Source organism: Streptomyces sp. NPDC031554 (assembly GCF_055580685.1).
The window spans coordinates 26,200-52,430 of the sequence record NZ_JBVIKX010000012.1; the positions used below are offsets into that span (position 1 = coordinate 26,200).

The window sequence follows — 26,231 nt, forward strand, 5'->3', positions numbered from 1 at the left end:
CCCACCGAGGAGCACCCATGTCCGTCAGCGCCGACCTCTACGTCGAGGTCAAGAACTTCTACGCCCGTCAGATGCGTGTCCTGGACGACCTGGACATCGAGGAGTTCACCGCCACCTTCACCGAGGACGGCTCGGTCGCCCACCCGCACCGCGGGGAGAAGGTGGAGGGCCGCGAGGCGATGCGCGCCAAGATGAAGAGCATGCTCCCGATGTACGAGGGGCTCGTCACCCGGCACTGGTTCGACCACTTCCTGATCGAGCCCGCCGAGGGCGACGGCCTGCGCGTCACCTACTACTCACTGGTCACCCAGACCGACACCGAGGACACGGTGCGCTTCTTCTCCTCCTCCAGCGTCGAGGACCACATGGTGCGCGAGCAGGGCGCACTGCGCATCCGCGAGCGGGTCATCCACCGCGACAACCCCAAGTACGGCCGCGTCATCTGACCGCCCGTCCGCCGACCGCGACCGCTGAAGGAGGCAGGGCGGATGACAGAGCCCTGGGAGCTGCCCCCGGCCGAATGGAACGACACGGCCCGTCCGTTCGAGGACGGGGTGAGCATGATCGACCTGATCGAACGGCGCGTGCGGGAGTCCCCCGACGCCCCGGCCGTCCGCCTCGGCGCGGGGGAGGTCAGGACGTACGGGCGGCTGTGGCACGACGCGGGGCTGCTCGCCCGCTTCCTGGCCGGGCAGGGCGTGGGCCGGGGCGGGTTCGTCGGCGTCCTGCACGACAACTCCTACGACAGTGTGCTGTCGGTCGTCGGGGTGCTGCGCTCCGGTGCCGCCTACGTGCCGCTGGACTCGCGCTGGCCGGCCCCGCGGATCGCCGCTCCCGTACGGCAGTTGGGCATCCGCTTCCTGGTGACCGGCCGTGCGCTGGCGCGGCTCGCGGAGGAGGCGGGCCAGCTGGCCGGCACCGGTGCGCGGCTGGTCTGCACCGACCTGCGCGGCGCGGCCGCGGACCCGCTGGACACGGAGGCGGTGGAGATGCTGTGGGACGCCGTCGCCGAGGACGACGACCTGGCGCGGGCCTCCGGCTTCCACCGCAACCCGGCCGACGGCATCACCGCCGGGCAGGTCGACACCTACGTCACGCACGTGCGCGACCTCGTGCTGTCGGCGGCGGCGCCGCGTCCGCGGGTGGTCGAGGTGGGCTGCGGTGCCGGGCTGCTCGCGCGCGCCCTGCGCGGCCGGACCGCCTCCTACACCGGCGTCGACGTGTCCCGGGTGGCCCTGGAACGAGCGGCCCGGGAGGCCGGGGAGGACGCGCGCTTCGTGCACGCGCCCGCCGACGAGCTGGGGCGTGTGGTGGCGCCGGCCGGTGCCGACGTGGTGCTGCTGGCGAGCGTCGCGCAGTTCTTCCCCGGTTTCGAGTACCTGCGGTCGGTGCTGCGCGACGCCCTGGGCGCGCTGGCCCCGGGCGGGGCGGTGGTCCTCGCCGACCTCGCCGAACCGGACGGGGAGCGGGACGGCGCCCATCTGCGGCTGCCCGCCGTCTGGTTCGAGCGGCTCGGCGAGCAACTCGGCCTGCCGGTGAGGGCGGAGGTGCGCCGCCGCACCGGTGACGACTGGCCGGCCGTCCTGCGGAAGCGCTACGACGTCGTCCTGCGCCTGGCGCCCACCGGTGCCGGGACGCCGTACACCCCGGTCGTCAGCACCTGGAGCGAGGTGGAGGACGCCCGCGACCTGCCGCTGCCGGCCGGGCCCGGCGCCGACGACACCGCGTACGTCATCTTCACGTCCGGCTCCACCGGGGTGCCCAAGGGTGTCTCGGTGCGCCACCGCAGCGCGGTGAACGTCATCCAGTGGGTGAACGAGACCTATGCCGTCGGCCCGGACGACTGCCTGCTGTGGGTCACCGCCCTCACCTTCGACCTGTCGGTGTACGACCTGCTCGGGATCCTCGCCGCGGGTGCCAGCGTGCGCGTGGTCCCGCCCGTCGAACTCGCCGACGGGGAGCGGCTGCTGGAGATCATGCTCGGTGAGCACATCACCTTCTGGGACTCGGCGCCGGCCGCGCTCGGCATGGTGATGTCGTTCGGCGACGGCGTTCCGCCCGGCGAGCGGGTGCCGGATCTGCGGCTGGTCTTCCTCAGCGGCGACTGGGTGCCGCTCACCCTGCCGGACCGGGTGCGGACCCTCTTTCCCGGGGCGCACGTCGTGGCGCTGGGCGGGGCGACGGAGGCGACGATCTGGTCCAACCACTTCGACGTCGGCGCGGTCGACCCGCGGTGGTCCAGCATCCCGTACGGCAGACCGATCCGGAACGCCCGCTACTACGTCCTGGACGAGGACCGCAAGCCCTGTCCGATCGGGGTGGAGGGCGACCTGCACATCGCGGGCGTGGTGGTGGCCGACGGGTACGTGGGCGACCCGGAGCTGTCGGCGAGCCGCTTCACCCCCGACACGGTGAGCGGCCTGCCGGGCGAGCGGATGTACGCCACCGGCGACCGGGCGCGCTGGATGCCGGAGGGCTACATGGAGTTCCGCGGCCGGCGGGACGACCAGGTCAAGGTGCGCGGCTACCGCATCGAACTGGGCGAGGTGCTGGCCGCGCTGCGGCAGGTGCCGGGCGTGGTGGACTGCGCGGTGACGACGCTGCGGGGCGAGGACGGGCCCCGGATCGTGGCGGCGGTGGCGACGGGTTCCGGGGCGGGGACGGAGGAGCCGGCGGCGGACGGGGCCGCGGTGGTACCGGCCCCGACGGCCGGTGCGGTCCGCCGCCACCTCTCCGGCATCCTGCCCGGTTACATGCTCCCGGAGCACGTCCTGGTCCTGCCGGCGTTGCCGGTCGGCCCCACGGGCAAGGTGGACCGGGACGGCCTGGCCCGCCTGGCGGCCCGCCCCCGCGGCCGGCGGCGCGCCTGACCGCGGGAGGGGGCGGGGACCTGGGCGGGTCGCCGCCCCGGTGTCCCTGCCCCCTCCCGCGGGGCACTCACTCCTGGCCGCGTACGCCGAGCTTCCACACCATGGCGGCGACGGCGTCGGTGTTGACGTCCAGCGCGCGCCGGTCGATGTTGGCCGGGGTGTCGCAGGCCAGGTGGTAGCACGGGTCCATGGTCTGGCCGGCGGTGCCGCCCCACTTGGCCGCCTGTTCGGGCGTCTTGACCTCGGCGGAGCCGGTGAAGACGCCGCCGACCGGGACGCCGGCGGCGAGGAACGGCTCGTGGTCGCTGCGGCCGTCGAGCGCGGTGGCGGGCTCGGTGGGGATGTCCTTGGCGCGGAAGTACCGGTCGAAGTGGCGGGCGATCGCGGGGCTCTGGTCGTAGACGAAGTAGCCCGGGTTCGGCGAGCCGATCATGTCGAAGTTGAGGTAGGCGGTGATCCTGGACAGTTCGGCGGCCGGCAGCGTGTTCACGTAGTGCGTGGACCCGATGTAGGTCTCCTCCTCCGTACCCCAGAAGGCGAACCGGAGATGCCGGGACGGGACGGCCTGCCGCGCGGACACCGTGAGGGCGGTCTCCAGGACGGCCCCGACGCTGGAGCCGTTGTCGTTGATCCCGGGGCTGGTGTCGACCGAGTCGAGATGCGCCCCGACCATGAGGACCTTTCCGGAACTCCCGCCGCGCGGCCAGTCCGCAATCAGGTTCCAGCTCTTCTTCCCGCCGAACTCGAATTCCTGACGCGTGGTGGTGAATCCGGCGGCTTTCAGCTTTCCCTGCACATAGGCGAGCGAGGCGAGATAACCGGTGGTGCCGTGGGCGCGGTTGCCGTTGTTCGCGTCGGAGATCTTCTGGAGCGCGTCGAGGTGGCTCATCACCGAGGCGACCGGGATGTCGGGCGCGTAGCCCGCCTGAGCAGGCTCTTCGGCGTGCACTCCGGTCGCCCCCAGTAACAGGGCGGACAGCGCGGACGCGGTGACGGCGGCGGAACGGGACGACGTGAAAGACACTGCGCATTCCCCTCTACGGGTGACTTCTTGCGTATCCGATCAAGGAATTCCCGTGATCTTCCCGGATACTTCCACGGCATCCGGGAGCACGCCAGCGGCTTTCACAAACGGAACTGGAAGGGCGCTCCTTTTGCGCCAGGGCGGCAACGATCCTCTTCCCGGGGATTTCCGCCGGACAGCCCCCGCGGGGCGCTCCGGAAGGACGCCGTCGCACCGGAACGCCCGGCGATCACTGGCGGGATCTCGCAGCCCCGGCACGGCGGCGTCCGGCGGGAGCGGCGGGCGGTACGGGGTGGCATGCCGACACCGCCCGCCGCCCGACGGAATCGGGCGGCGGGCGGTGTCGGGGGCGGCGGGAGCGGCGCGCGGACGGCGGCAGGGCGCCGGCGCACGCCTCACCCTGCGGTGGAGGCCGTCTCGGTGCGGTGGTCGTAGTACGCCCACAGGACCACCGCGACCGCGGCGGTGAGGACCACGGCCGCGACGCGCAGGCCGCCGGAGGTCAGGTACGCGACGAGACCGGTGAGCGCACCCCCGCCGAGCATGATCAGGCGGCTCACGACGCGGTGGCGCGGCCGCTGCGGCTCCTCGCGGTCCTTGAGGTCGTGCAGGGCGTCGCGGCCCGGATGCCGCGAGCCGCGCCGGACCCGCGCGCGGTAATCCAGTCCGTAGCTGATCAGCGCGTACAGCGCGAGCGCGGCGAGCGCCCAGAGCCAGTCACCGGGATCGCCGACGGATCCACGTGCCAGATACATGACACCACCTTTCCCTTCGGCATCCGGATGCCCGGCCCTCCCGTTCGTGAACCCGGAGGCTCTCCGCCCGGACCGCCGGCGCGCCTTCCCCTCCCCCGGGGCGAGGCTCCTTCGGCTTCCGTGACCACCGGGTCGTCGCGGCAAGGGAGTCGGGGCTCCGCCCCGGTGCGGCCGCGTCTGCGGCCGCCTCACCGCGGGCAGCAGGAGGCGGGCGGCGTCCCGGTCGGACGTGGACGCCGGTGCGACCGGCACGGGCGGAAAGGGGTATCCGGTGCGACGTGTGGGGACTGCGCCTGACCCGGTGCGACCGGCACGGGCGGAAGGGGTCCGCGGGTGTCGCGGTCGCACCGGCGCGGCCCGGACGCGGTGCCGGAGCCGGTGCGACCGCCTCACCCGAGGCGACGGTCGTCACCTGGCACAGGACTCAGAAATCGTCCGCGCCGTTGCGGAGTTCGGGGGTCCAGTAGCCGGTGAGGGCCTTCGCCGGGTCGACGGCGATGCCGCCGCTGCCGGGCGCGGTGACGGCGATGACCGTGGAGTCGCCCTCCAGCATGACGGAGAACGCCGACACGGGTTCGTTGTCCTCGTCGACCCCGCCGTCGGACAGCTTCACCAGGGCGTAGGCCGGGGCCCCCGCAGTGAGCACGACCGGCGTGGCCGGCTTGCTCCCGGCGACGGAGGGGACGTCCTGCTTGTGGCTCTCCAGGAACTGGATGCGGGGGAAGCCCGTCAGCCGGCAGGAGTGGCGGGTGGTGTTCCGCGCCGTCAGGACGATGTGGGTGTAGGGCGGACCGTCCTGCGTGGCGGCGGTGACGCGGACGTCCCCCGCGGTGCAGACCGGAGTGGAGGCGGTCACCTGCTCGCCGGTGGAACCGGTCGACCCGGCCGAACCGGTCGTGCCCGTGGAGGCGCCGGTGGAGTCCGCGGAGCCCTTCGATCCGGCCGAGCCCGCGGAGTCGGTCGCCCCCGCCGCGTCGGAGGTGCCGGCGTCCTTGCCGGCGGTCGCCGTGGACGAGGCCACCGTGGCCGAAGTGGTGGGCGCGGACGTCGAATCGGAGTCCGTGCCGTTCTGGCAGGCGGTGAGGGACAGGGCGAGAGCCGTGCCCGCGACGGCGAGCAGCGTGGAGCGGTGGCGCTGGGTGTTCATGGAGAGTTCCCCCGTGAGGTGGTTCGAGGCCGTGGCGCGGTGCCGTCGGCCGGTGTCGTCCTGTTTGTCCTTCGCGGTGGTCGGTGGCCCTTGCCGGGCCTGGACGGCCCCGTTCCCCGGCGGGTCCGTGCGCCGGGGCGCCCAGGACCGCGCAGGCCGGCAGGGGCGTTCCGCGTCGGCCTTCAGTCGATCACTTCCGGTCTCCACGGCCCAGGCGGTTCTCCCGGCAGAAGTACCGACGGCGATACTTCTGCCGGGGGCTCGCGTCCGGACGAGCCGGACGGCAGGAGACATCGACGGTGCACGACGGCACGCCTTCCACGGGTTCCACGGGTTCCACGGGGGATTTCGGGCAGCAGGTGCGGGCTCTGCGGATCCGCGTCGGGCTGAGCCAGGAGGCGCTGTCCCATGCGGCCGGGGTGAGCGTCAGGGCCCTGGCCGACATGGAACGCGGGCGGACCCGGGGGCCGCAGCGTCGTACGGTGCAGGCGCTGGCGCAAGCGCTGGGACTGGACGGCGACGAGGCGGCGGATCTGGAGAGGTCGGCCGCCCTCGGCAGACCGCGCCCCGGGCCGGCCACCGGCCCGGTCGGCTCCGGCACCCTGGCACTGCCGCGTGACATCCGGGACTTCACCGCCCGCGGCCCGGCCCTCGCCCGGCTGCTGGACCTGGTGCGGGAGGCCGGCGCGGACCGGCCGGTGGTCACCGTGGTCGCCGGGCAGCCGGGTCTGGGCAAGACCGCGTTCGCGGTGCACGCCGCGCACCGCCTCGCCCCGCACTTCCCCGACGGGCAGTTCGCCCTGGACCTGCACGGCATGGACCCCGAGCCGGCCACCCCCCGGGACGCGCTGGCCCGGCTGCTCGGCGCGATGGGGGTCGCCGACGCGGCGATACCGGCCGGCGCCGACGACCGTGCCGGTCTGTGGCGCTCCCTGTCCGGCGGGCGGCGCATGCTCCTGCTGCTGGACAACGCCGTCGACGAATCCCAGGTCGCCCCCCTGCTGCCGGGCACCGGACCGTCCCTGACCATCGTCACCAGCCGCCACGCCCTGGCGGGTCTGGAGTCCGTGCACCGCACCGATCTGTCCCTGCTGCGACGCGAGGAGGCGGTGGAACTGCTGACCCGCATCATCGGCCCGGACCGGGTGCGGGCGGAGGCACAGGCCGCGCGCGACCTCGCCGACCTGTGCGGGCAGCTGCCGCTGGCCGTCCGGATCGCCGGCCAGCGGCTCCTCGGCCGGCCGCACGAACGCCTCGGCAAGCTCGTCGCCCGTCTCGCCGCCGAGGGCAGGCGGCTGGACGGCCTCCAGGCCGGAAGTCTGCGGGTGCGGGCCGCCTTCGCGCTCTCGTACCGGCAACTCCCGTCGGATTCACAGAAGTTGCTGCGCCGTGCCGCGCTGGCCGCCGGAGCGGACTTCAGCCCCCGGACCGCGGCGCTCCTGGCCGGTCTGCCCTACGACGAGGCGGTCGCCCGCGCCGAGGAACTGACCGACGCCGGACTGCTCCAGAGCGATGCCGCCGCCGAACGGTACCGCTTCCACGACCTGCTCAGGCTGTACGCGGTCGAGCAGGTCGAGGCCGAGGACGGCCCCGAGGTCCGCGACGCCGCCCTCGACCGGACCGCGTCCTGGATGCTGCGCCGGGCCACCGTCGCCGCGCTCCACTTCGACGTCGACCACGAACGGACCACCCCGCCGGACGACCCGGACCTGGACCCGGCGCCCACGGGCCGGGAAGAGGCCCGGGCCTGGCTGGAGGCAGAGCGGGCCCAGTGGCTCGCCGCACTGCGCCGGGCCCACGAGAACGGCCGGTACCGGCAGGTGCTGGACACGGCGGAGGCGATGCACTGGTTCTCCGACCTCAACCAGCACTGGGAGCAGTGGGTGGAGGTGTTCCGGCGCTCGGCCGACTCCGCCCGTCTGCTGGGCAGCAGGCAGGAGGAGGCGGTACACCTCAACTACCTCGCCTGGGCCCACAACCTCTGTGTCCACGACCCGCACGCCGCCCTGACGAGCGCCGACGCCGCGCTCGCGGCGGCCCGCGAGTGCGGGGACGGGCTTTAGGAAGGCTGGGCACTCGGCTACGGCGCGGGCGCGCTCCACCGGCTGGGCCGCATGGAGGAGGCCCAGGAGCGCCTGCGGGAGGGGGCGCGCTGCCTGGGCTCGCAGGAGTCACCGCAGAGCCGGCTGGCCGAGTTGTCGATCCTCAACACCCTGGGCACCTTGCTGCGCCAGACGGGCCGGGCGGCCGAGGCGCTGGACGTCCACCGCCGCAGCGAGCGGATCTGCCGCGCCGGGGTCCCCGGCCGGACGGACCAGGTGCTCACGGCGTACCACGCGGTCGCCCGCCAGCAGATCGGCAACGACCTGGCGGCCCTGGAGCGCTGGCCCGAGGCCGAAGCGCCACTGCGGCAGGCCCTCGCGGCCTTCGACACCGTGCAGATGGCGGCCTGGGCGGAGCAGGCCCGGCTCGACCTGGGCCGGGTGCTCGTCGCCCTGGGGCGCCCGGAGGCGCGCGAGACGCTGCTCACCGCCCGCGACGCCCTCGCCGAGCTGAGGAGTCCCCTGCAGGTCGAGGCCGCCGCCGCCCTCGCCGCGCTCGACGAAGCCGCCGCCGGCACCGGCTGACGCGGGGAGCGGACGAGCGGGGTCAGGGGCCGATGCGGTCGGTCGTCCGGGTGAGCGAGTCGTAGTGCCGTGCGGCCTCCCACCGGCCCGCCAGGACACCGGACGGCGCGGCGGTCCCCCGGAACGGATCGTCCTGCGGATCACGCCAGGCGGAATCGCGGCCGCGGCCGAGTGTGATGTGGGGGATCCAGCGGTCCGGGTCGTGCAGGGGGTTCGGCCGGTCGCTCCGCGGCGCGTCACGCAGCGTCCGCCAGACCCTCTCGTGCAGGCGCAGCAGGACGTCGTCGGGCCGCACCCCCAGGCGAGCACCCGGGTGCGGCCGGTGAACCGTACGAGCCCGTCCAGGTGCAGGGGGAAGGGCAGGACCGCGAGTTCGCGCCGCAGTCGGCCCCGCACCTCTGGCGTGAGGGCGTCGACGGTGGCCAAGGTCAGGTGCGGACGGTTCGTCGGATGCCGGTGCGTGGCCTGACTGGGCAGACCCAGATCGAGCAGACGGCGCCACACGCCTTCGACGGCCTCTTCCGTCACCGGATCGGGCAGCAGCTCCACCGTGTACACCCCGTCAGGGTACGGCCGGCACGATCGGCCGCGCCGGACCGGCCACGGCGCGGCCGTCGACCGGATGCGGGCCCGGCAGGCTCGACGACCACATGTTCTTCCACCGCACCGCGCCCTCACCGCCCGTCGCTCAGCAGCGCGCAGACGAAGTTCTCCTGGACGGCGCGCAGCCGCTGGAGCCGTGCGGGATCACTGGTCGCGTTGATCTGGCTCGTGAGCGAGAACGTCAGCGAGCGCCGGCCGTCAGCAGTGGCGGCCACCAGTTGCGTGTAGCCCGGGAAGTTGCCGGTGTGGCCCAGGACGACGCCGCACCGTGTCGCGTAGCGGAAGACGGCCAGTCCCGCGGTGTTGCGTCCCGGACCGGCGGGTTCGGAGGCACCCGCGATCCACCGGCGCTGCTCGCGCACGACGTCCTTGCCGTAGAGCGCGCCCGAGGCGTAGCCGCGGATGAAACGGGTCATGTCGAGCGGAGTGGAGACGATGCCACCGGACGCCCATGCGCCGGAGGCGCTGACGAGCTCACTGACGTCCTCCGGGGACGCGGGGTCGCTCACGTCGTACCCGTGCAGGTAGGGCTCGGGCAGGCGGTAGCCCTGCGGGAGGCTGGTGTCGCGCAGCTCCAGCGGCCCGTGGACCGAACGTCGCAGGAGTTGTTCGTACGGCGTGCCGGTGACCGCCTCCGCCATCAGGGCGACGGCGATGTTGTCGGAGTTGGAGTACGCGTACCGGCTGCCGGGGCTGAACCGCAGGGGTTCGTCAGCTACATGGTCGAGCAGCCGACGGGAGTCGAAGTGGTGGCGCGGGTCGGCCGCGAGCACCGCGTTGAACTCGGGGTCCAGCGAGTAGTCCGGCAGGCCGCTGGTGTGGTGCAGCAGTTGCCGAAGCGTCACTTCTCCCCAGGCGTCCGGGAGGTGCGGGAGGCGCTCGCGCAGGGTGTCGTCCAGACCCAGTGCGCCGCGGTCGACGAGGGACAGCGCCACGGCTCCGCTGAAGGCCTTGGCCGTGCTCGCGATCCGCATGTGGTCCGTCGCCCGCGGCGGGCGGCCGGTCGCCAGGTCGGCGACGCCGGCCCGCAGCACGCGGGTTTGCCGGCCGTCGCGCAGCACGGCGACGATCGCGGGCGGACCACCCGGCTCGCTCACGAACCGGTCGATCTGACGCTGCAGCGTGCGGTCGTCCGCCGGGCCGGCGGCGGTGCCCGTGGCGGCCGGTACCAGCACCGCCGCGGAGGCGGCCGCGACGACGAACACGGACCCCGGACGTGGTCGCAGGACGGCGCGGAGAAGCCGGGCGGGACGAGGCCGCGCGGGACGCAGAGGCATCGGTGCTCCTGAAGGTGGCGACGGCGGTGCGGGTCAAGCCTCACCGACCGCGGACGCCGACGCCGCCTCCTGTTGCTGCAAACAGCCCAGCCGGCCGCGGGTGAGGACTCGGTCTCCGTGCCGCTCCGGGCGGCGGCCGAGCCGGTGCGCGCGGCGCGTACCGCTGTGCCCGGAGCCGGTCGCACCACGACGCCTGCGGGCAGGCGACGGGTCCTCCGCGGACGACGGACGGCTGCCCGGACCTCCGGCCGAGCGCGCCGTCGGGGCCGGACCCTCGGCGCGATCGGGGGCCGGGACGGAACCCTGCCCCCGGAGAGCACCCTCGGCCGGAGGTCCGGTGTCCCGTACCGGCCAGGACGGTACGGCACGGTACGGGACACCGGACGGAGCGGCTCCGCCGTCAGCGGGCGCTCGTGGTGGCGATGTCGGCGATGTGGTCGTACCGCTCCAGCAGCACGAACAGCCTGGTCTTCTGCGTCGTCCCCCCGCTGCCGGAGGTCAGGGTGACCACGACCTCGTGGCCGTTGCCCACGGTGCCGTTGTCCGTCACCGTCCACCGCGCCGGGACGTTCTGGGCACGCAGGACGCCGTCCGCCCCGTTCTCCTCCTCCCAGGCCGCCAGCCGCCCGGCGAGGTCGGGTGTCAGGTAGTGCGCGCGGAGCGCCGTGGCCAGCGCGGCGTCCGGGTCCGTGTAGTCGCCCTTGGCGTCGACGTACGCGCCGTAGAAGTCGGCGACCCGGGTGACCGCTTGTCCCGGCGTGCCGCTGACCGACCGCGGTGCGGCGGTGGACGCCTTCGCGGCGACGGTGACGGACGCCTGCGCCGGCACCTGCGTCGAGACACCGAGTCCGACGGCCAGGACGAGGCCGGCGGCGAGGGCCGCGCGGCGGCCCGGACGACGGTGTGCGGGGGACTTGCTGTTCATGTGCGTCTTCCTTCTCTGGTCCGTACGGGGTCGTTCCCGGCCGGCTCCGGCTTCCGTGCCGAAGGTGCCTGCCGGCCGTTCGAGGGGATTCAGCAGGTCGAACTGCTGGAGATCCTTGTTCCGGTGACGCTGTAGGCGTTCGTGAACACGGTCTGGTGGTTCGGCGGCAGGCAGATCGCGTTGCCGTCCTGGAGCCGCAGGTACGCCACGTCGTCGTTCCGGGTGTTCACGACGTGGTAGTGCGGGCGGGACCTGACCGTCTGGTAGGAACTGGTGACGTCGCGGTACTTCGCGACCGGCGTGCCCGCGTCGTAGGCGTGCTCGTCCACGTAGAAGCAGACTTAGGGGTACGGGCAGCCGTGGGTGGGGGCCTCCGCCCGGGCTGCCGGTGCGCCGGTCACGGACACGACCGCGACGGCCGCGGCCGCGCCCGCGAGACAGGCCGCCTTTCGGATGACGGACATCGTGGAACCTCCAAGGATCGAACGGATCGTCCGACACGGCGGCCGCGGATCCTGATCCGTCGCGGATGCCGCCGGTCGGCAAGGGCGGGGCCGGTGCCGCGAGGAGTACGGCGACCGGCGTCATGAGGATGAGTGACGTCATGTCAGGAGCGGTGGCCCGAAGGCGACCGCCCGTCCATGCGTGTCGGACGTCGCCCGACGCCGGCTGGTCCTCACAGCCGTGGCCGGTGCGACACCAAGAGCATCCGCGGCCACCGGAGCACGGCGCAACGGCTGCCCCCTCTTCGGCGACGGTGGAACCGTCCCAGCCCGTCCGACGTGCAGGGACATAGGTGCCTGGGATGCGGGATCGCGGGCGGGGACGGAGGAACGGAACCGATGCGGGACGACGTCGAGGAGTTCGCGGCGCTGCTGCGCCGGCTGAAGGACCGCACGGACCGGAGCTACGGCTCCCTGGCCCGGCGTCTCCACATGAACACCTCCACGCTGCACCGGTACTGCACGGGCGAGGCGGTACCGCAGGATTTCGCCCCCGTGGAGCGGCTCGCGGCCTTCTGCGGGGCGACACCGCGGGAACGGCTCGAACTGCACCGGCTGTGGTTGTCGGCGGTGGCGGCCCGGCAGCGGGGGCGTACGGCCGACTTGACGGAGGCGGCGGTTCCGGCGCCGGACGGGGGCGGGGACGGGGAACCGTCCGCGGACGCGGACACGGGCGGGAGCGGGAGCCCGGACGGGGGCGGGGACGAGGGCGAGGCATTCGCCGAACAGCGCCGCGCCGCGGAACAGCCCGGCAACCGTCCCGGCCCGGACGCGCCCGTCCCCTTTCCCGCTCCCCGCCCCTGGTACCGCCGCCGGCGGGTCCTGGTGTCGACCGCCGTCGCCTGCGCGCTGCTCGCCACCGTGCTGAGCACGTCCGCCCTGCCGTCCGCCCTGCCGGACGGCCGTTCCCCCGAGGCGGACGCCTCCCGCCCCGTGGGCCCGCGGACGACCGCCCCCGGCGCGGCCCGCCCCCACCGGCCGGCGAAGCCCTCGGCCACCGCCTCCCCCTCCCGGAGCTCCGCGTCGGACGGCTCCCGGCAGAAGACCCCCGCCCCGTCCGCCACCGGCAGCGGTCCCGCCGCGTCCGCGCATCCGGCCGCCGGTCCGCCCCTGGCCTGGAGCACGGACTCCCTGGTCTGGGACAAGGGCTGCGACCACGACTACGTCGTCGACAAGCCGCCCGCGCAGGTGCCTCCGCCGCCGGTGGAACAGGACGCCGGGGTGTGGGCGGCGACGCAGGGCGCGGTGCACGGGCGGCATACGCTGGTGCGGATCTCGGTGCAGGGGCGGTCCTCCACGGCCGTGGTCCTCGAAGCGCTCCACGTCCGCATCGCCGGCCGCGGCGACCCGGCCGCCGGCAGCGCGTACGCCATGGGCCAGGGCTGCGGCAGCGACCTCACGCCACGCCGCTTCACCGTGGATCTCGACGCCGACCGCCCCGTCGCCCGTCCGAAGGACGGCGCCGACACCGGACGGACCGTCCCCGCCGTGCGCTTCCCCTACCGCGTCTCCGCGCAGGACCCGGAGGTGCTGCTGGTCGACGCGACGACACAGGACCACGACGCCCGCTGGTACCTCGAGCTCGACTGGTCCTCCCAGGGCCGTACCGGCACGATCCGCGTCGACGACCACGGCCGCCCGTTCCGCACCACCGGCATCGGGGGAATGCCGCACTACTGGTACGGCACGGACGAGACGGGCGGGCGCGCCTGGGTCCCCCTGCGACAGCCGGACGAGTAGTCCCGACGTGTCCTGTGACAGGGCACGTCGCCGGGCCGGACGGGTCAGGTCAGGTCAGGTCAGGGCTTCGCGCACGGCACCGCGCGCGCCCCGCTGAACCTTCAACCATCAGGTCCGCCGGGCTCTTTTGCACATGTTTCCCCTGTCTGGAAGCATCGGTAGCAGCGGAATCGTGTGGAGAAGCCGCGCGAGCACCCCGCGGTGCGTCCCCCCTTGACGGCAGTGCCGGCGCCGTCCCGGACGCCGTTCTGCCTGTCCCCTCAGAGACCCCGCGTCTCGAACATCACCGCCACCATCCGAACGGCCAGGAGGCACATCATGGCCACGGCGGAACTCGTCTCCGAACGAGAGTCGGACTACCTGTCGCAACTGACGATGGCTGCGGCACGCTATGAGAACCGGAACGAACAGCGCGAACGCAACCAGGACGTTCTCGAAACGCGCGGCGTGCTCTACGCCGACGCCCCCGAGCGGGTCGAGAAGCGGCTGGCGCGGCTCGGCGCCGACTGGGCGATGGCCCGGGCGATCGAGCAGACGCCGACCGAGCCCGCGAGCAGCGCGGGAAGCACCCTGCGACTGCCCCCGGAGGCCTTCACCGGTGAACTGCTCGGGCTCGAGCGTCTGATCGGGCGCAACAACCTCGCCCCCGTGGCGTTCCTGGAGGAGGGCTTCCAGGTGTCCCGCTCGGTCGGCCGGGTCACCATCACCGGACCGGGCGGCGGACACGGCACCGGCTTCATGGTGTCCCCCTCCCTGCTGCTCACCAACAACCACGTGCTGCGCGACGTGGCGGACGCGGACCGCAGCAGGGTCGCGTTCTCCCTGCAGGACGGCGTCGACGGCAACCCGCTGACGCCGTCGATCTTCGCGCTGGAGCCGCAGCGCTTCTTCGTCACCGACCGCGCGCTGGACTACAGCCTGGTCGCGGTGGCCCCGCGCGGCAGCCGGGGCGAGGAGCTGTCGTCGTTCGGCCGGCTGGTGCTCAGCGAGGCGCAGGGCAAGGCCGTGATCGGCGAGTTCGTCAACATCATCCAGCACCCGCGGGGCGAGCCGAAGCAGATCGCGCTGCGGGAGAACCAGATCGTCGACGTCCTGGAGCGGTTCCTGCACTACGAGTCCGACACCCGTGAGGGCTCGTCGGGATCCCCCGTCCTCAACGACCAGTGGGAGGTCGTCGCCCTGCACCACTCGGCCGTCCCGAAGACCGATGATCAGGGCAGGCCCCTGAGCGTCGACGGCTCGGTGTGGCGCCCCGACATGGGCGACCAGCAACTGGCGTGGCGGGCCAACGAGGGCGTGCGGATCAGCCGGGTGCTGAGCGCGCTGCACGAGGTCGCCCTGACCGGTGAGGCCGCCCGGCTGCGGGACGAGGTGTTCACCGCCGGGCTCACACCGCCCCCCGTGGAGAGCTCCCCTGCGGCACCCCCGCCCATGGCGGACGGCGGGTCCTCCCCGGCGGTCACCGACGGGGCACGGGTTCAGGCGCACACGGGGGCGCGGGAACAGGCGCGGGGTCTGCCGTCGCCGGTCGTCGACGGGGCCGCGCAGCTCACCGTCCCGCTGCGGATCACCGTCGACTTCGGCACCGCGTCGGCCTCGTCGGCGTCCTCCGCCGCGCCGGTCGCGTCGATCTCGCCGACGGACCTCCTCGCCTCCCTGCCCACGCTCGCACCGGCTCCGGCTCCGGCTCCGACGGCGGTGCCGCAGCCCTCGGCCGGGCGGGCCGACGTCATGTCGGCGGTCGGGAAGGACATCGACGCCGCGCTGCTCAACCACCGGCTCGCGCTGGAGCGGCCGTACTACGACCGGACCGCCGACGCGGCGGCACGCGAGGCGTACTACGCGAGCGTGGACACCGGCGACGGTGACGCGCTGCGCCGTGCGCTCACCGCGCTGCTGGAGGAGACCCACACCCCGCGGCCGCACTACAAGCCGATGCGGCTGGTCTACCCCTGGGTCGACCTGCACAAGGACGGCCGGCTGCGCAGCATCTACTCGGGCAAGGTCTTCTCCGCCGAGGAGCTGATACGGGCGGACGCGGCCGTCGCCGAGGCGCGGCTGGTCAGGGTGCGGGAACTGCTGCTCCAGGAGAGCACGGCGGGTCCGGCCGAGTTCGAGGCGGAGTTCGACGCCCTGGAGGCGTCGATGCCGTTCAACTGCGAGCACGTGGTGCCGCAGTCGTGGTTCGACAAGCAGGAGCCGATGCGGGGCGATCTGCACCACCTGTTCGCGTGCGAGGTCGGCTGCAACAGTTTCCGCGGCAACTTCCCGTACTTCGACTTCCCCGACTTCGACGAGGTGGTCCGGGAGGACTGCGGGATGCGTGAGAGCGTGGGATTCGAGCCGGAGAACGGCAAGGGGGCGGTCTCCCGGGCCACCCTGTACTTCCTGCTCCGGTATCCGGGACAGGTGGGCGACGCCGCGCGCGAGTTCCCCGAGGACCGTCTGCCCGTGCTGTTGAAGTGGCACGAGAGGGAGCCGGTCACCGAGTACGAACTGCACCGCAACGCGGCCGTCGCGGAGCTCCAGGGCAACCGGAACCCGCTGATAGACCATCCGGAGTGGGCCCGTGAGATCGACTTCTCCGGGGTCTGGTCCTGAGGGATCCCGCGTCATGACGGACGGAGCCGGGGCCTCGCCGGCGGTCCGAGGCCGGGGGAACCCGCGCGGTGGGGTCTTCTCCGGCGCGGGCCTGCCCGCCGCGGGCGGGCCCTGCCGCCCTCCCCGCCTGCCGGGGCGGCGCCGCGCTTCGGCACGGACCCGTCCGGAGCAGGGAATCCGGAGAGTACGGCTGCACCCGCCCGGCGACGCCGCCGGTCGGCGGCCGGCCGCCCATGAGGCCACGCGCGCGGGGCGGCAGGCGCGGGGCGGGCGGGTGCCGGGCGGGCGGGTGCCGGGCGAGCCCCGCCGCGTCGCGGGGCGGCTCCTCGCCCCGTTCCGCCGCCCCGCGGGTCCGCACGCCGGGTGGTCCGGCGTGCGGACCCGCGGGGCGGGCCGGCGTACCGAACTCCACGCCTCCTTCGTCTTGTCGACTTGCGGCCTCATCCGCCGAGGACGCCTCGAGCGGGCCGGATCGCGATCATGTCAGGTGTCGGGAAAAGGATTTGAGCGAGGCGACGTGCCCTGCTACTTTCGTGGCGGACCGTGAAATCGTCGTAGGGAGGTGAGCCCCGTGAACACTGTCACCCATGGGTGCTCCCTCGATCCGTCACGGTCCGACGGCTGACGTACCGGTGTCGCCAGGAGCGCCTGAGATCGAGGCACTCCTGGAAGGAGACTCCGATGAACACGAAGCCTTTCACCTCCGGCCCGGGCGAGAACGCGGTGATGATCACGCGCGTCGCGGACAAGCAGTGGCACGCGTTGGACGACGACCTGGTGGTCGGCCGCGGGCATGCGGAACACCGGCCCGACGGACGCATGTTCGTCAGCATCGACGCCTGGCACGACGCCGCCTTCGACCGGCTCGCCGAGGCGATGCTGACACAACTGCCGGAGCCGCTGTACACGGTGGTCGACGAAGCCGACACCGAGCTGACGGCCGGCTGGCGACGGGCCGGTTTCACGGTCCGGCGCCGCGAGTGGGAGTACGTCGTACCGACCGACCCGCGGGTCACCGGCCTCGAAGCGGTCCTGCCACCCCCGGGCGTGACGATCGTGCCCGCCGGCCAGACGGACGAGACTCTGCTGCGGGCGGTGGACCGCGCGATCCGTGACGAGGTCGAGGCGACCGTCGGGTGGCAGTCGATGCCGGCGGAGGTGGTTCCCCGCCCCGACGGCGACACCATCATCGACCCTTCGAAGTACGCGGTGGCCGCGGCGCAGGACCGCTACCTGGGCCTGATCCGGGTGGTGAGGATGAAACGGCCGCGCATCGGGCTGGTCGCGGTCCGGGCCGGCGAGCAGCGCCGCGGCATCGCGCGGGCACTGCTGGCCCACGCGCTGGGGACGCTGCACCACTCCGGGGCCACCGCGGCCTGGGCCGAGGTCAACGAGGCCAACCGGGCGGCCTCGGCGCTGTTCGAGGGTCTCGGCGCCCGGTCGGCGAGCAGCAACCTGGAACTGGTGCGATGACGAGGAACAAGAACGTCATCGAGGTCGAGGGCAGGGTCGTCGAGTGCCTGCGCAGCGCCATGTTCACCGTGGAGCTCGAGAACGGCCACCAGGTGCTCGCGCACATCAGCGGGAAGATCCGCAAGAACTACATCAAGATCATGCTGGAGGACCGGGTACTGGTGGAGCTCCCGCCGTACGACCTGACGCGCGGCCGGATCGTGTTCCGTTACCGGAACTAGGGTCTTTCGTTTGGATCGGGCCGGATCAGGGAGCGGGGTCCGGTGCCGTGCCTCGCAAGGCGGAGGAGGGAGTCAGGGCGGAGCCCTGGCGACCGACGACAACGCGGCGGGGTGCGGCACCGGGGCCCGCGAGCCCGGCCTGATCCAAACGAGAGGCCCTGGGGCGCGGGTCCAGTCGTGACCGACCTGACCGTTCTGCGGGATTCCCTCTCGTGGCGGAACCGGAACCGGAACCGGTAGACCCTCTCGCCCGACGCGAGCGCGACTGACCCGCGGAGGCCGGGAGTCGACCGGGCCGTACCTGTCGATCGGCAGGTACGGCCCGTTTCCCGGCGCGCGCTTCTCCGCCGGGCCCGGGCCGAACGCCGGCGCGCTTCCCGGCGAACCCGTGGTGCCCACCACCCGGAACGCCGACAACGGCTCGAAGGGACGCGGGCCGCTTCGGTCAGGCCCGCGAGCGGCTGACCGAATCGGTGACACTGCGCCGGGAGACCGGTTTCAGGCCGGGGGAAGCGGCCGGCCTGGTGGCGCCGGCCTACCTGGCGGCCGAAACCGGCGACCCGTCGACGGCGCTCCGCCCTCTCGACGAGGCCCGGTCGGTCGCCGAAAGCTGCGGCGCCGAGGCCGTGTCGGGGTGGATCGACCAAGCCCGCGCATTCATCCGTTCCCCGTGCTCCGGTGGTACATCGTGAGCTGACGCCGCGTCAGCCTGCAAGGGCGGGTCGGGTTCGGTGGTGGTGCCGGTGGGTCCGGTCGGCATCGTCGGGCAGGCTGGGGGCGGGGACGGCCCTCGGGCGCGTAGGCGTAGAAGTACGCGATCCGGCTCGGGTCGGTGAGGGAGCGGCGGATGAGCAGTCGTCGGCGCGGGTCACCGATGGCGCACCACGCCCAGCCGTGGTGGCGCCGGCCCTTCGCACCCGCTCCGCCCGAGCGGCGGTTCCCCCCGTCCGGCCGCACTGCGCCGCGGTGCGGATCCCGAGCCGTGGTCACCGTGCGCGGGGCCCGTCACCTGCGGTACCGCCGCGCCACTGCCGCGAAGGCGGCCTTGGGCTCCCATTCCATGTCGGGGTAAGTCCGCCCCCGGCGTCCTTCGAGGAGTTTGACGATGCCCAGGCCGGCTCGGTCCAGGTCGTCCCTGGGGTCGCCGTCCGGGCGGTGCGGGTAGCCGGACAAGGCGAACAGGAACACGAACGCGCTGTCCACGCCCTCGGTCTCGAAGATCTCCAGCAGTTCGCTCAGATATGCGGCCTGGCCGGCCTCGTCGCGCTCGTACACGCCGTCCAGCCGTACGGGGGCCTTGGTCTGCGGGTCGTACTCGACCACTTCCAGCACCCGCCCCCCGCGGTCCCCCGCCCCGCGGTAGGCCGCGGTGCCGAACCCGGTGACGGCGAGCGGCTTCGGGCCCTGGGCCAGGGTGCGCACCGCGTCCCGGAACCGGTCGGCGACCTCGGCGGAGCGGATCAGCTCGTACGTCACGATGTCGAAGGGAGTCCAGTCGACCTGCTCGAACTGGATGGACGCGTAGGTGAGCTTGCCCTGGAAGCGCTCGCGGACCGCGGCTGCGGCGTCGCGGAGGAACGTGTTGATGCGCACGCCGAGTTCGCGCATCGCTTCGGCCCGCCGCTCGGGCCGGCTCATCAGCCGCTCGACCCGTTCCTCGGGGCTCCGTCCGGGCAGGAACCCGCGGTTCATCACGCTCAGCTCGACCCCTGCGACGAACACGACCGGGACCCCCCGCTGCCGGAGCCGTTCCGCTCGCGCGGCACAGTCGCGGAAGAGCGTGAGGATCTGCTCCGGATCCAGCTCCAGCGGATAGGGCGAGACCCAGACCTCCAGGCCGAGTTCGGCGGCAACACCGGCGGCCAGCTCCAGCCGGTCCGGGTCACCGCCGATGATCTGGACCGCGTTGCAGTGCAGGTCATCGCGGATGAGGGTGAGCTCGCGCCGGACCACCGCGGGGTCGAAGTACTCGCGGGACATCTGACCGTGCACGACGAAGCCGGTGTCGTAGGTCATTCCTCTTGCTCGCACGGTGACGTCCTCCCTGTCGGTCCCGGTCGGGTCGAGACTGACAGGAAAAATGCGTGCACGCAAGTTTGCGCAAGCGCAACTTTGCGCGTGCGCAGCCCTATGTGGAACGCTGACGTCGTGACGACACCACCACGAGGGCTGCGGGAGCGGAAGAAGCAGGCCACGCGCGAGGCGCTACGCGCGGCGGCCCTGCGCCTGGCCGTCGAGCACGGACCCGACCAGGTGCGGGTCGAGGACATCGCCGAGGCGGCCGGGGTCTCGCCGCGCACCTACAACAACTACTTCGCCAGCCGAGAGCAGGCGATCGCCTCCGCCGTCACCGCGGACCGGGAGGCGCGGATCGCGGCGGCGGTCGCGGCCCGGCCCACAGGGGCGCGCCTGGCTGACGCCGTCACCCAAGCAGTGGTCGAGCAGTACACGAACGCCGGTGAGCACGAACGCGAGGCGCTGCTGCTGATCACCAGCCGGACCTCGCTGCGCGACGCGTTCCTCGACACCACCGCCGACATCGAGCCGCCTCTCACGGCGGTGCTCGCCGAACGCCTGGAGGACACCGGAGCGCACACTGCTCACGTCCTCGCGGCAAGCGTCGCCGCGGCGGTTCGCATCGCGCTGGAAGGCTGGCTCCGGCCGACCGGGAACGCAGAGGCCGCCGGGAACTCCGACGCCGGAGGACTGGTCGTGCCCTCCGGCTCATTGCCCGACCGGCTCCGCGCGGTGCTGGCCCCGCTCGCACCCGCCTTCGACGCCGCCGAGCGACGCACCCGGTCGTGAGGACAACCCGGCTGATCCGGAACATGCCGACGGCACTCGGCCGTCACCGTCCGGGTCAGCCGGCTCGACCCCGGAGGTCAGGCCCGGAGGTCAGGGCTGGGTCGTGGCGACCTTCAGGCCGAACCCGATCAGGACGGTGCCGGTGACACGGTCCGTGGCCCGGCGCACGGAGGGTCTCCGGAAGAACGTGCGGGCCTTGGCCAGCAGCATCACGTAGCCGCCGAGCCATACGGCGGTCAGCGCCACGTGGACGAGCACCAGCAGTGCCATACCGGCGTGGGGGGAGAGCCCGGACGGGGCCAGCGTCGGAAGCAGGCCCGTGTAGAAGACGGCGATCTTGGGGTTCAGGACATTGCCGACCAGGCCGGTGCGCCAGGGATTGCCGGCGGGTGCCGCAGGAACCGCGTCCGCTTCCGCCGTCCGTGCGCGTCGGCTGTGGACCAGCGCCTGGACGCCGAGGAAGAACAGGTAGGCGGCTCCGGCCAGCTTGACCACGGTGTACGCGGCGGCGGAGGCGGCCAGGAGCGCGGCGAGGCCCGCCACCGCGAGGACACCCCAGACCAGCAGCCCCGCGGTGATCCCGCCGACCGTTCGCAGCCCGTCCTGCCGGCCGGAGGCGACGGCCCGCTTCGTCACGACGGCCATGTCCGGCCCGGGCACCACGGTCAGTACGGCCAGCACGCCGACCGCGGCGAAGAATTCCAGGAACATGTCCTCAGCCTCGCATCCCGTGGTGCGGGCCGGCCCGGCAGGTCGGGTCCTCCCACCGGGGACGTCGAAGCCGTGGCGCGGAACCGGGGGACGGCATCGTGCCGTGCCGCCGGTCGTCGGTCGCCGCCGAGTCTCCGCGTGGCGGCCCCGGTACCGCGGCACGATCGCCGGCTCCCGTGCGGGCGGCCCGGCTCCGCGTGCGTGCACACGGGTCTTCGTGCACGCACGCGGCTCTTCCCGTGCGTACCCGGGTGCGTACCCGGGACTTCGTGCGTGCGCGCAGGAATCCGCCGGCGGGCGGTGTCACAGCCGTACGAGGCGGCGCAGGGCAAGTCGCGCGAGGGGCGCATAGGCCAGGAGTGCCGGCCTCGGCCCCTCCATCGTGAGGCCGGTCGTGCTGCCGTACCCGTGCGCCTGCACGTCGTGGTGCAGGCGGAGCCGGATCGGTCCCAGGCGGACGCGCCAGGTCCAGGTGCGGCGATCGTGGTCGACGTCCTCGACGGTGAAGGCGACGCGGACGCCGACCGTCGACTCCACCGTGCCGCACATGCCGGGGAACAGCCGGCGATCGGGGGTGCGCACGGCCCTGATCTGCGGGGACCACGACGCCCACCGGTCGACGCAGGCGTAGCGCTGCCAGACCGTTTCGGGACCGGCCGGGCCCGTGGCGCGGACGGTCAGGCGTCCCACGGCGGGTCCGTGCGCCGCTGTGCCGGGCGGGTGCGGCGTGCGGCGCTCACCGGATCCGGTCCTGCAGGTATTCGGTGAGGGCGGTGCCCGGCCGGAACGCGGCGGTCCCGTCCGCGCCTTGGAAACTGCCGAAGCTGCCCAGGGTGACGGCCTCCTGGGCCTTGAGCGCCTCGGCGATGGTTCCGGGGTGCTCGACCGTGCCGAAGAGCGCGTCGAGGACCGTGCCGACGTCGTCCGCGGTGAGCTGCGGGCTGTCCGCGCCGCCGGAGGCACGAGCGGTCTTCTCGGCGAGCTGTGTCTTGTCCATGTACGCATTCCCGTCGCGTCCTGGTGCCGGTGCTGCAGTCCTCCCACCATCACAGCAGGCCGCAGGCCCCGCATCTTCGGACGAGCGCCCGGGTACCGGCCGACGGTCAGGCGCGCAACGGTCGACGCGAAAGGGCACCGTCGTCCCGGTGGCCCTGTCCGGCAGCGGAGTTGGGCGTTCGCCCCGGTGTGGCCCTGACGCCGTGGATCGTGCGGTGGCCTGCCGGTGCGGACCGCGTCAGGTCGGTGTGCGCGTCCCGTCTCACCGCGTGCCGGCACCGACGCACGACGGTGCGCGAGCGTGAGCGTCTGCGGACCGTCGGCGCGCCTGCGGACCGTCGGCGCGGGTGGGGCCCGCCGGCCCGGGGCAGGGCCCCGCCCCGCCCGCTTCGGGACGAAGAGGCCCGAGGGGCGGACGCGTCGGGCTCCCGTCTCCCCCGTGCCGAGGACGGCGGGCCGGGACGACGGATTCGCTGGTGGAGCCGTTCGTCCAACTCGTACTGTGGGTCCGCCCAGTGAGGGAAGCGATCTCGACGCAGGCGGGGTAACTCATGCGCATGGCAAGCAAGTTGTTCGTACCGGCCGCCGCAGCGGCAGCGCTGCTCACGGTCTCGGGATGTTCGGAGGACGAGCCGGTCGCCCAGGCGTCCCCGGCATCCCCGTCCGAACTCGCCCGCTACACGGCCGCTCCCGACCCGGCCACTCGGGCGCAGAGCCCGACGACGACCGCGCCCGCGAAGTGCGTGAAGACCGCCGGCATGAATACCGAGCAGCTGACCGACTACCTGAAAGAACTGCGCAGCGGCAGCGGCGCGTACCAGTCCAAGGGCCTGACCCTGGACTCCTCCGGCCTGAAATTCGCCCCGGACGCGATGCAGCGGCCCTGCGAGGCGGTCACGGTGAAGCTCGCCCACTACTGGGTCGACGTCGAGAAGACGAGGGAGGCGACCACCGTCGCCGCGGCCGGCTACGAGTACCGGTACACGCTGTTCGGCACCGCCTCCCACAAGGCCGGCCCGCGGGACGGCAGGGTGCCCGACACCGCGCCGCCGGGGGGCAACGGCTGCCAGGGCACGGTTTCGGTGGCCTACCTCGGCGAGGACATTCCGGTGGGATCCCTTCCGTACGACTTGGAGTTGACCGGTACGACGGCTCCCGTCCCGGTCGAGGTGGCCGGGGACGGGGTGCTGTCCGCGATCTACGTCTCGCCCGTCGACGTGGAGTCCTGCTGACCGCCGCTCCGAAGGCCTCCGGACCGCGTGCGCCGCGCGCGGCGGGCCTCCCGGCGTCCACGGCACGACGTGGATCACCTGGTCCGGACCGGCCGCCGCCGACTGGCGGGAAACGGACCGTCCGGGCACACGGAGCGGAGAGCCGGCGGCCGGGGACGGACCCGTCCGGAGGCCGGTCCGGAGGGTGAGGCGGACGCCCGGCGCACTCCACGGAGGAGACCGTGCCCGGCTGGTCGCCCGGTTCCGCCGCCCTCGGTCGCCCTCGCTTCCGCGGCGAAGCACCACTTGAGCGAGGGGAACCGGCCCGCCCTGACGCGACGTCACGCCCGAGCGCCTTCGGCACCGGTCCCGCCCCCTCGTCCGCTTCCCGGGGGTGCCGGGCCGGTCCTCGACGGCACGGCCCCGCCTCGATGAGCCGAAACCAGTAACAGCCATACCCGTCAAGGCCGTTGACTTGTGACGAGGGGCGCCCCCACCATGACCGGGCGGTCACATGACCGTCCGGTCACATGAAGGGGTGTCCATGCCCACTCCCACCTGGACCCGGCTGTCGCCCGCCCGCCGCGAGCGGGTCCTGGTCGCGGCGATGGACGAGTTCGGCACCCACGGCTACTCCACGGGCAGTCTGAACGTCATCGCCCGCGAAGCCGGGGTCGCCAAGGGCTCCCTGTTCCAGTACTTCTCGGGCAAATTGGACCTCTTCTCCTACGTGGCCGAGCAGACCTCGCTGCGCGTCTACGCGTACATGCGGCCCTGGCTCGACGGCTACGACGGGACCGGTGACTTCACCACGCACCTCGTCGACGCGCTGGAGGCCTGGCTCGAGTACTTCGCCGGGAAGCCGCTGGAGCGCGGAGTGGCCGCCGCCACCAACATGGAGATGGACCCGGCGGTCCGGGACGCGGTCAGGCAACCCGTGAACGCCATGTACCTGGCCGGTCTCCGTCCCCTCCTGGAACGGGCCGTCGAGGCCGGAGACCTGCGCGGGGACGCCGACCTGGACGCGCTGCTGTCGATCCTCCTGGTGCTGCTGCCGCACCTGGCGCTCATCGCCCACGTCCCGACACCGGACAGCCCCGTGCGGCTCACCGGAGTCGGCCCTCGGGTCCGGCGCGGGAATCTCGAACGCCTGATCGTCCCGCTGCTCGCCGATTTCAGAACGCGGGACGACCGATGACGGAACCCGACGGTGAGGTCGCCGTCCCCGGTTCGGGGCCCGGTCACCGGCACGGCGGCCGGCGCGTTCGTCGCGGCCGCCGCCGGCACGGGCGGTCGCGCCCCGTGCTCCGGGGGGTGAGCGTCGTGACGACCGGTGGCTGCGGGGCACGGGGCCCACCACGGTCTCCCCTCCCCCGACGGCCGAGCGATCCCGAGTGCTCCTGAGCGCGTCCGGCTCCTCGCCTCGCGCCGCGCTCCGCCGGTGCCTACGGACCGGTCCGGATCAGGTCGGGTCCGGGTCCGGCGCGATCCGGCTCGGCGAGTCCTTCCCCGTACACCGCTCGGGCCCACGGGTGTGCCCGCGGCGGAGCGGGCTCGGGCCGTAAAGCCCACCGAGTCCACCGAGTCCACCGAGTCCACCGAGTCCAGAACACCCTGACAGCACGGAGACGTACCACCGGAAATCACTGCTTCCTCCCCACAGAAAAGGTGATCTCGTGTTCCGTACACTCCTGCGCTCCTCCACCGCGCTGCTGCTGTGCGCGGCAGCCGCCTTCACCCTCGCGCCGGCCGCCCACGCCTCGCAGGCGGCGGCCCCGGTCCGGGCGGTGGATCCCTCCACCACGGGGTCGTTCCCCGTCGCCTACACCGATCTCACGGTCTCCGCCTCGGGCCGTTCGTTCAGCGCGCGCGTCTGGTACCCGGGCACGACCGCCGGTGCCAACGCGCCGGTCGCCGCCGGCGCCCACCCCGGCCTCGCCTTCGGACACGGCTTCTTCCAGGCCATCACCCAGTACGAGAGCCTGCTCAAGCACTACGCCTCCTGGGGCGTCATCACCGTCGCGCCCAAGTCCCAGGGGGGCCTCTTCCCCAGCCACTCGGCGTTCGCCGACGATCTGAACGCGGCGCTCACCTGGCTCACCACCCAGAACGGCACCACCGGCTCACGGTTCGCGGGCGCGGTCAGCACCGGCCGGCTCGCCGTCTCGGGTCACTCCATGGGCGGTGGCTCGGCACTGCTCGCCGCGAGCCGGAACCCGGCCGTCAAGTCCGTCTCCACCCTCGCGGCGGCGGAGACCAACCCCTCGGCCGTCAGTGCCTCCGGCGCGCTGAGCATCCCCGTCCAGTACGTCGGCGGCAGCGCCGACAGCATCGCCGGTGTCGCCGGCAACCAGCAGAAGATGTACGACGCCAAGCGGTCCGCCACCCAACTGCGCGTCATCACCGGTGGGTTCCACTGCGGATTCGAGGACAGCTCCGGCATCGGCTGCGACAGCGGGACCATCACCCGCGCCGCCCAGCTGAAACTGACCTACGGTGTCACGACCGCCTGGCTGCTCCACACGCTCGGCGTCGACTCCACCCTGTACGACCAGGTGTGGGGCTCCGCGGCCCAGAACCTGGCCGGTGTCGTCTACTCCGCCAAGCCCTGAACGCTCCGGAGCGCGACGCCGGCGGCCCGGCGACCGCGACGGCCCTGTCGGCCGAGCGCGGGAGAACCGTGACCGCGCGTACCGCGCCGGTGCTCTGAGTACGCCGCCGGGCGGGCGGCCGGGGAAAGTC

At 73.3% G+C, this 26,231-nt stretch carries 23 protein-coding genes; 12 read left to right on the top strand and 11 right to left on the bottom strand.

The features are described 5' to 3' along the window. Positions 1-17 precede the first annotated feature (17 nt). Both ACZ5FU_RS27290 and ACZ5FU_RS27295 read left to right on the top strand, forming a co-directional pair. On the top strand, positions 18-446 hold the full coding sequence (locus ACZ5FU_RS27290; RefSeq protein ID WP_451530480.1) for a nuclear transport factor 2 family protein: 429 nt from the start codon (positions 18-20) through the stop codon (positions 444-446). 42 nt (positions 447-488) lie between these two features. Next, positions 489-2,870 carry an AMP-binding protein gene (locus ACZ5FU_RS27295; RefSeq protein WP_469047225.1) on the top strand — a complete coding sequence of 794 codons (2,382 nt, stop codon included), beginning with the start codon at positions 489-491 and terminating at the stop codon, positions 2,868-2,870. A gap of 67 nt (positions 2,871-2,937) precedes the next feature. Here ACZ5FU_RS27295 and ACZ5FU_RS27300 read toward each other — a convergent pair whose 3' ends face one another. From ACZ5FU_RS27300 to ACZ5FU_RS27310, 3 genes are all read right to left on the bottom strand, one after another. Continuing rightward, positions 2,938-3,894: a M28 family metallopeptidase gene (locus ACZ5FU_RS27300; protein ID WP_469047227.1), complete on the bottom strand. Its 957-nt coding sequence runs from the start codon at positions 3,892-3,894 to the stop codon at positions 2,938-2,940. 395 nt (positions 3,895-4,289) lie between these two features. Next, a complete protein-coding gene (locus ACZ5FU_RS27305; protein ID WP_451530477.1) occupies positions 4,290-4,649 on the bottom strand; it encodes a hypothetical protein in 360 nt (119 codons plus the stop codon). Between the two features lie 424 nt (positions 4,650-5,073). Further along, positions 5,074-5,796, bottom strand: coding sequence for a DUF4232 domain-containing protein (locus ACZ5FU_RS27310; protein ID WP_451530476.1), 723 nt, complete (start codon positions 5,794-5,796; stop codon positions 5,074-5,076). 299 nt (positions 5,797-6,095) lie between these two features. Here ACZ5FU_RS27310 and ACZ5FU_RS27315 point away from each other — a divergent pair, with 299 nt between their 5' ends. Together ACZ5FU_RS27315 and ACZ5FU_RS27320 are read left to right on the top strand one after the other, a co-directional pair. Then, positions 6,096-7,859, top strand: a complete 1,764-nt coding sequence (locus tag ACZ5FU_RS27315; protein WP_469047229.1) for a helix-turn-helix domain-containing protein — start codon at positions 6,096-6,098, stop codon at positions 7,857-7,859. A gap of 51 nt (positions 7,860-7,910) precedes the next feature. Next, complete coding sequence (locus ACZ5FU_RS27320; protein ID WP_469047231.1) at positions 7,911-8,423, top strand: tetratricopeptide repeat protein; 513 nt, start codon at positions 7,911-7,913, stop codon at positions 8,421-8,423. A 22-nt stretch (positions 8,424-8,445) separates the two neighbouring features. Here ACZ5FU_RS27320 and ACZ5FU_RS27325 read toward each other — a convergent pair whose 3' ends face one another. The 4 genes from ACZ5FU_RS27325 to ACZ5FU_RS27340 form a co-directional block, all read right to left on the bottom strand. Continuing rightward, on the bottom strand, positions 8,446-8,718 hold the full coding sequence (locus tag ACZ5FU_RS27325) for a hypothetical protein (RefSeq protein WP_469047233.1): 273 nt from the start codon (positions 8,716-8,718) through the stop codon (positions 8,446-8,448). 379 nt (positions 8,719-9,097) lie between these two features. After that, on the bottom strand, positions 9,098-10,303 hold the full coding sequence (locus ACZ5FU_RS27330) for a serine hydrolase domain-containing protein (protein ID WP_451780992.1): 1,206 nt from the start codon (positions 10,301-10,303) through the stop codon (positions 9,098-9,100). A gap of 400 nt (positions 10,304-10,703) precedes the next feature. Next, positions 10,704-11,228, bottom strand: coding sequence for a hypothetical protein (locus ACZ5FU_RS27335; RefSeq protein WP_451530472.1), 525 nt, complete (start codon positions 11,226-11,228; stop codon positions 10,704-10,706). An 89-nt stretch (positions 11,229-11,317) separates the two neighbouring features. Further along, positions 11,318-11,557: a hypothetical protein gene (locus ACZ5FU_RS27340; RefSeq protein ID WP_451530471.1), complete on the bottom strand. Its 240-nt coding sequence runs from the start codon at positions 11,555-11,557 to the stop codon at positions 11,318-11,320. Positions 11,558-12,070: 513 nt separating this feature from the next. Between ACZ5FU_RS27340 and ACZ5FU_RS27345 the strand changes: the two genes are divergently transcribed. From ACZ5FU_RS27345 to infA, 4 genes are all read left to right on the top strand, one after another. Beyond that, on the top strand, positions 12,071-13,471 hold the full coding sequence (locus ACZ5FU_RS27345; protein WP_451780988.1) for a helix-turn-helix domain-containing protein: 1,401 nt from the start codon (positions 12,071-12,073) through the stop codon (positions 13,469-13,471). Positions 13,472-13,789: 318 nt separating this feature from the next. Then, entirely contained in the window at positions 13,790-16,072 is a 2,283-nt protein-coding gene (locus ACZ5FU_RS27350) for an endonuclease (RefSeq protein ID WP_451780986.1), read from the top strand. Between the two features lie 681 nt (positions 16,073-16,753). After that, on the top strand, positions 16,754-17,545 hold the full coding sequence (locus tag ACZ5FU_RS27355; protein WP_451531413.1) for a GNAT family N-acetyltransferase: 792 nt from the start codon (positions 16,754-16,756) through the stop codon (positions 17,543-17,545). Next, a complete protein-coding gene (gene infA / locus ACZ5FU_RS27360; protein WP_031047878.1) occupies positions 17,542-17,766 on the top strand; it encodes a translation initiation factor IF-1 in 225 nt (74 codons plus the stop codon). The genes ACZ5FU_RS27355 and infA overlap by 4 nt, the downstream gene beginning before the upstream one ends. Before the next feature lie 1,005 nt (positions 17,767-18,771). Here the strand turns inward: infA and ACZ5FU_RS27365 are convergent. Further along, positions 18,772-19,782 carry a hypothetical protein gene (locus ACZ5FU_RS27365; RefSeq protein ID WP_469047323.1) on the bottom strand — a complete coding sequence of 337 codons (1,011 nt, stop codon included), beginning with the start codon at positions 19,780-19,782 and terminating at the stop codon, positions 18,772-18,774. Positions 19,783-19,914: 132 nt separating this feature from the next. Between ACZ5FU_RS27365 and ACZ5FU_RS27370 the strand changes: the two genes are divergently transcribed. Further along, positions 19,915-20,571, top strand: a complete 657-nt coding sequence (locus ACZ5FU_RS27370; protein ID WP_469047236.1) for a TetR/AcrR family transcriptional regulator — start codon at positions 19,915-19,917, stop codon at positions 20,569-20,571. A gap of 90 nt (positions 20,572-20,661) precedes the next feature. On the opposite strand, the gene ACZ5FU_RS27375 is transcribed toward ACZ5FU_RS27370, so the two are convergent. From ACZ5FU_RS27375 to ACZ5FU_RS27385, 3 genes are all read right to left on the bottom strand, one after another. Then, on the bottom strand, positions 20,662-21,282 hold the full coding sequence (locus ACZ5FU_RS27375) for a LysE family translocator (protein ID WP_468645711.1): 621 nt from the start codon (positions 21,280-21,282) through the stop codon (positions 20,662-20,664). A 303-nt stretch (positions 21,283-21,585) separates the two neighbouring features. Beyond that, positions 21,586-21,972 (bottom strand): SRPBCC family protein, encoded by a 387-nt coding sequence (locus ACZ5FU_RS27380; protein WP_451528456.1) that lies wholly within the window; start codon positions 21,970-21,972, stop codon positions 21,586-21,588. A 46-nt stretch (positions 21,973-22,018) separates the two neighbouring features. Beyond that, a complete protein-coding gene (locus tag ACZ5FU_RS27385; RefSeq protein ID WP_468645713.1) occupies positions 22,019-22,279 on the bottom strand; it encodes an HU family DNA-binding protein in 261 nt (86 codons plus the stop codon). A 556-nt stretch (positions 22,280-22,835) separates the two neighbouring features. Between ACZ5FU_RS27385 and ACZ5FU_RS27390 the strand changes: the two genes are divergently transcribed. From ACZ5FU_RS27390 to ACZ5FU_RS27400, 3 genes are all read left to right on the top strand, one after another. Further along, positions 22,836-23,510: a hypothetical protein gene (locus ACZ5FU_RS27390; RefSeq protein WP_468645715.1), complete on the top strand. Its 675-nt coding sequence runs from the start codon at positions 22,836-22,838 to the stop codon at positions 23,508-23,510. Between the two features lie 523 nt (positions 23,511-24,033). Further along, on the top strand, positions 24,034-24,687 hold the full coding sequence (locus tag ACZ5FU_RS27395) for a TetR/AcrR family transcriptional regulator (protein ID WP_468645717.1): 654 nt from the start codon (positions 24,034-24,036) through the stop codon (positions 24,685-24,687). A 478-nt stretch (positions 24,688-25,165) separates the two neighbouring features. Further along, the gene (locus tag ACZ5FU_RS27400; RefSeq protein WP_468645719.1) at positions 25,166-26,101 is read left to right on the top strand and encodes an alpha/beta hydrolase family protein; all 936 of its coding nucleotides are present in this window, start codon (positions 25,166-25,168) and stop codon (positions 26,099-26,101) included. Positions 26,102-26,231 lie beyond the last annotated feature (130 nt).

Excerpts from the sequence above, each read along its gene's own strand:
- infA (WP_031047878.1), top strand. The coding sequence starts at position 17,542 with ATGACGAGGAACAAGAACGTCATCGAGGTCGAGGGCAGGGTCGTCGAG.
- ACZ5FU_RS27395 (WP_468645717.1), top strand. The coding sequence starts at position 24,034 with ATGCCCACTCCCACCTGGACCCGGCTGTCGCCCGCCCGCCGCGAGCGG.
- ACZ5FU_RS27335 (WP_451530472.1), bottom strand. The coding sequence starts at position 11,228 with ATGAACAGCAAGTCCCCCGCACACCGTCGTCCGGGCCGCCGCGCGGCC.
- ACZ5FU_RS27310 (WP_451530476.1), bottom strand. The coding sequence starts at position 5,796 with ATGAACACCCAGCGCCACCGCTCCACGCTGCTCGCCGTCGCGGGCACG.
- ACZ5FU_RS27365 (WP_469047323.1), bottom strand. The coding sequence starts at position 19,782 with ATGACCTACGACACCGGCTTCGTCGTGCACGGTCAGATGTCCCGCGAG.
- ACZ5FU_RS27305 (WP_451530477.1), bottom strand. The coding sequence starts at position 4,649 with ATGTATCTGGCACGTGGATCCGTCGGCGATCCCGGTGACTGGCTCTGG.
- ACZ5FU_RS27290 (WP_451530480.1), top strand. The coding sequence starts at position 18 with ATGTCCGTCAGCGCCGACCTCTACGTCGAGGTCAAGAACTTCTACGCC.
- ACZ5FU_RS27390 (WP_468645715.1), top strand. The coding sequence starts at position 22,836 with ATGGCAAGCAAGTTGTTCGTACCGGCCGCCGCAGCGGCAGCGCTGCTC.
- ACZ5FU_RS27330 (WP_451780992.1), bottom strand. The coding sequence starts at position 10,303 with ATGCCTCTGCGTCCCGCGCGGCCTCGTCCCGCCCGGCTTCTCCGCGCC.
- ACZ5FU_RS27320 (WP_469047231.1), top strand. The coding sequence starts at position 7,911 with ATGGAGGAGGCCCAGGAGCGCCTGCGGGAGGGGGCGCGCTGCCTGGGC.
- ACZ5FU_RS27345 (WP_451780988.1), top strand. The coding sequence starts at position 12,071 with ATGCGGGACGACGTCGAGGAGTTCGCGGCGCTGCTGCGCCGGCTGAAG.
- ACZ5FU_RS27295 (WP_469047225.1), top strand. The coding sequence starts at position 489 with ATGACAGAGCCCTGGGAGCTGCCCCCGGCCGAATGGAACGACACGGCC.
- ACZ5FU_RS27350 (WP_451780986.1), top strand. The coding sequence starts at position 13,790 with ATGGCCACGGCGGAACTCGTCTCCGAACGAGAGTCGGACTACCTGTCG.
- ACZ5FU_RS27355 (WP_451531413.1), top strand. The coding sequence starts at position 16,754 with ATGAACACGAAGCCTTTCACCTCCGGCCCGGGCGAGAACGCGGTGATG.
- ACZ5FU_RS27375 (WP_468645711.1), bottom strand. The coding sequence starts at position 21,282 with ATGTTCCTGGAATTCTTCGCCGCGGTCGGCGTGCTGGCCGTACTGACC.
- ACZ5FU_RS27385 (WP_468645713.1), bottom strand. The coding sequence starts at position 22,279 with ATGGACAAGACACAGCTCGCCGAGAAGACCGCTCGTGCCTCCGGCGGC.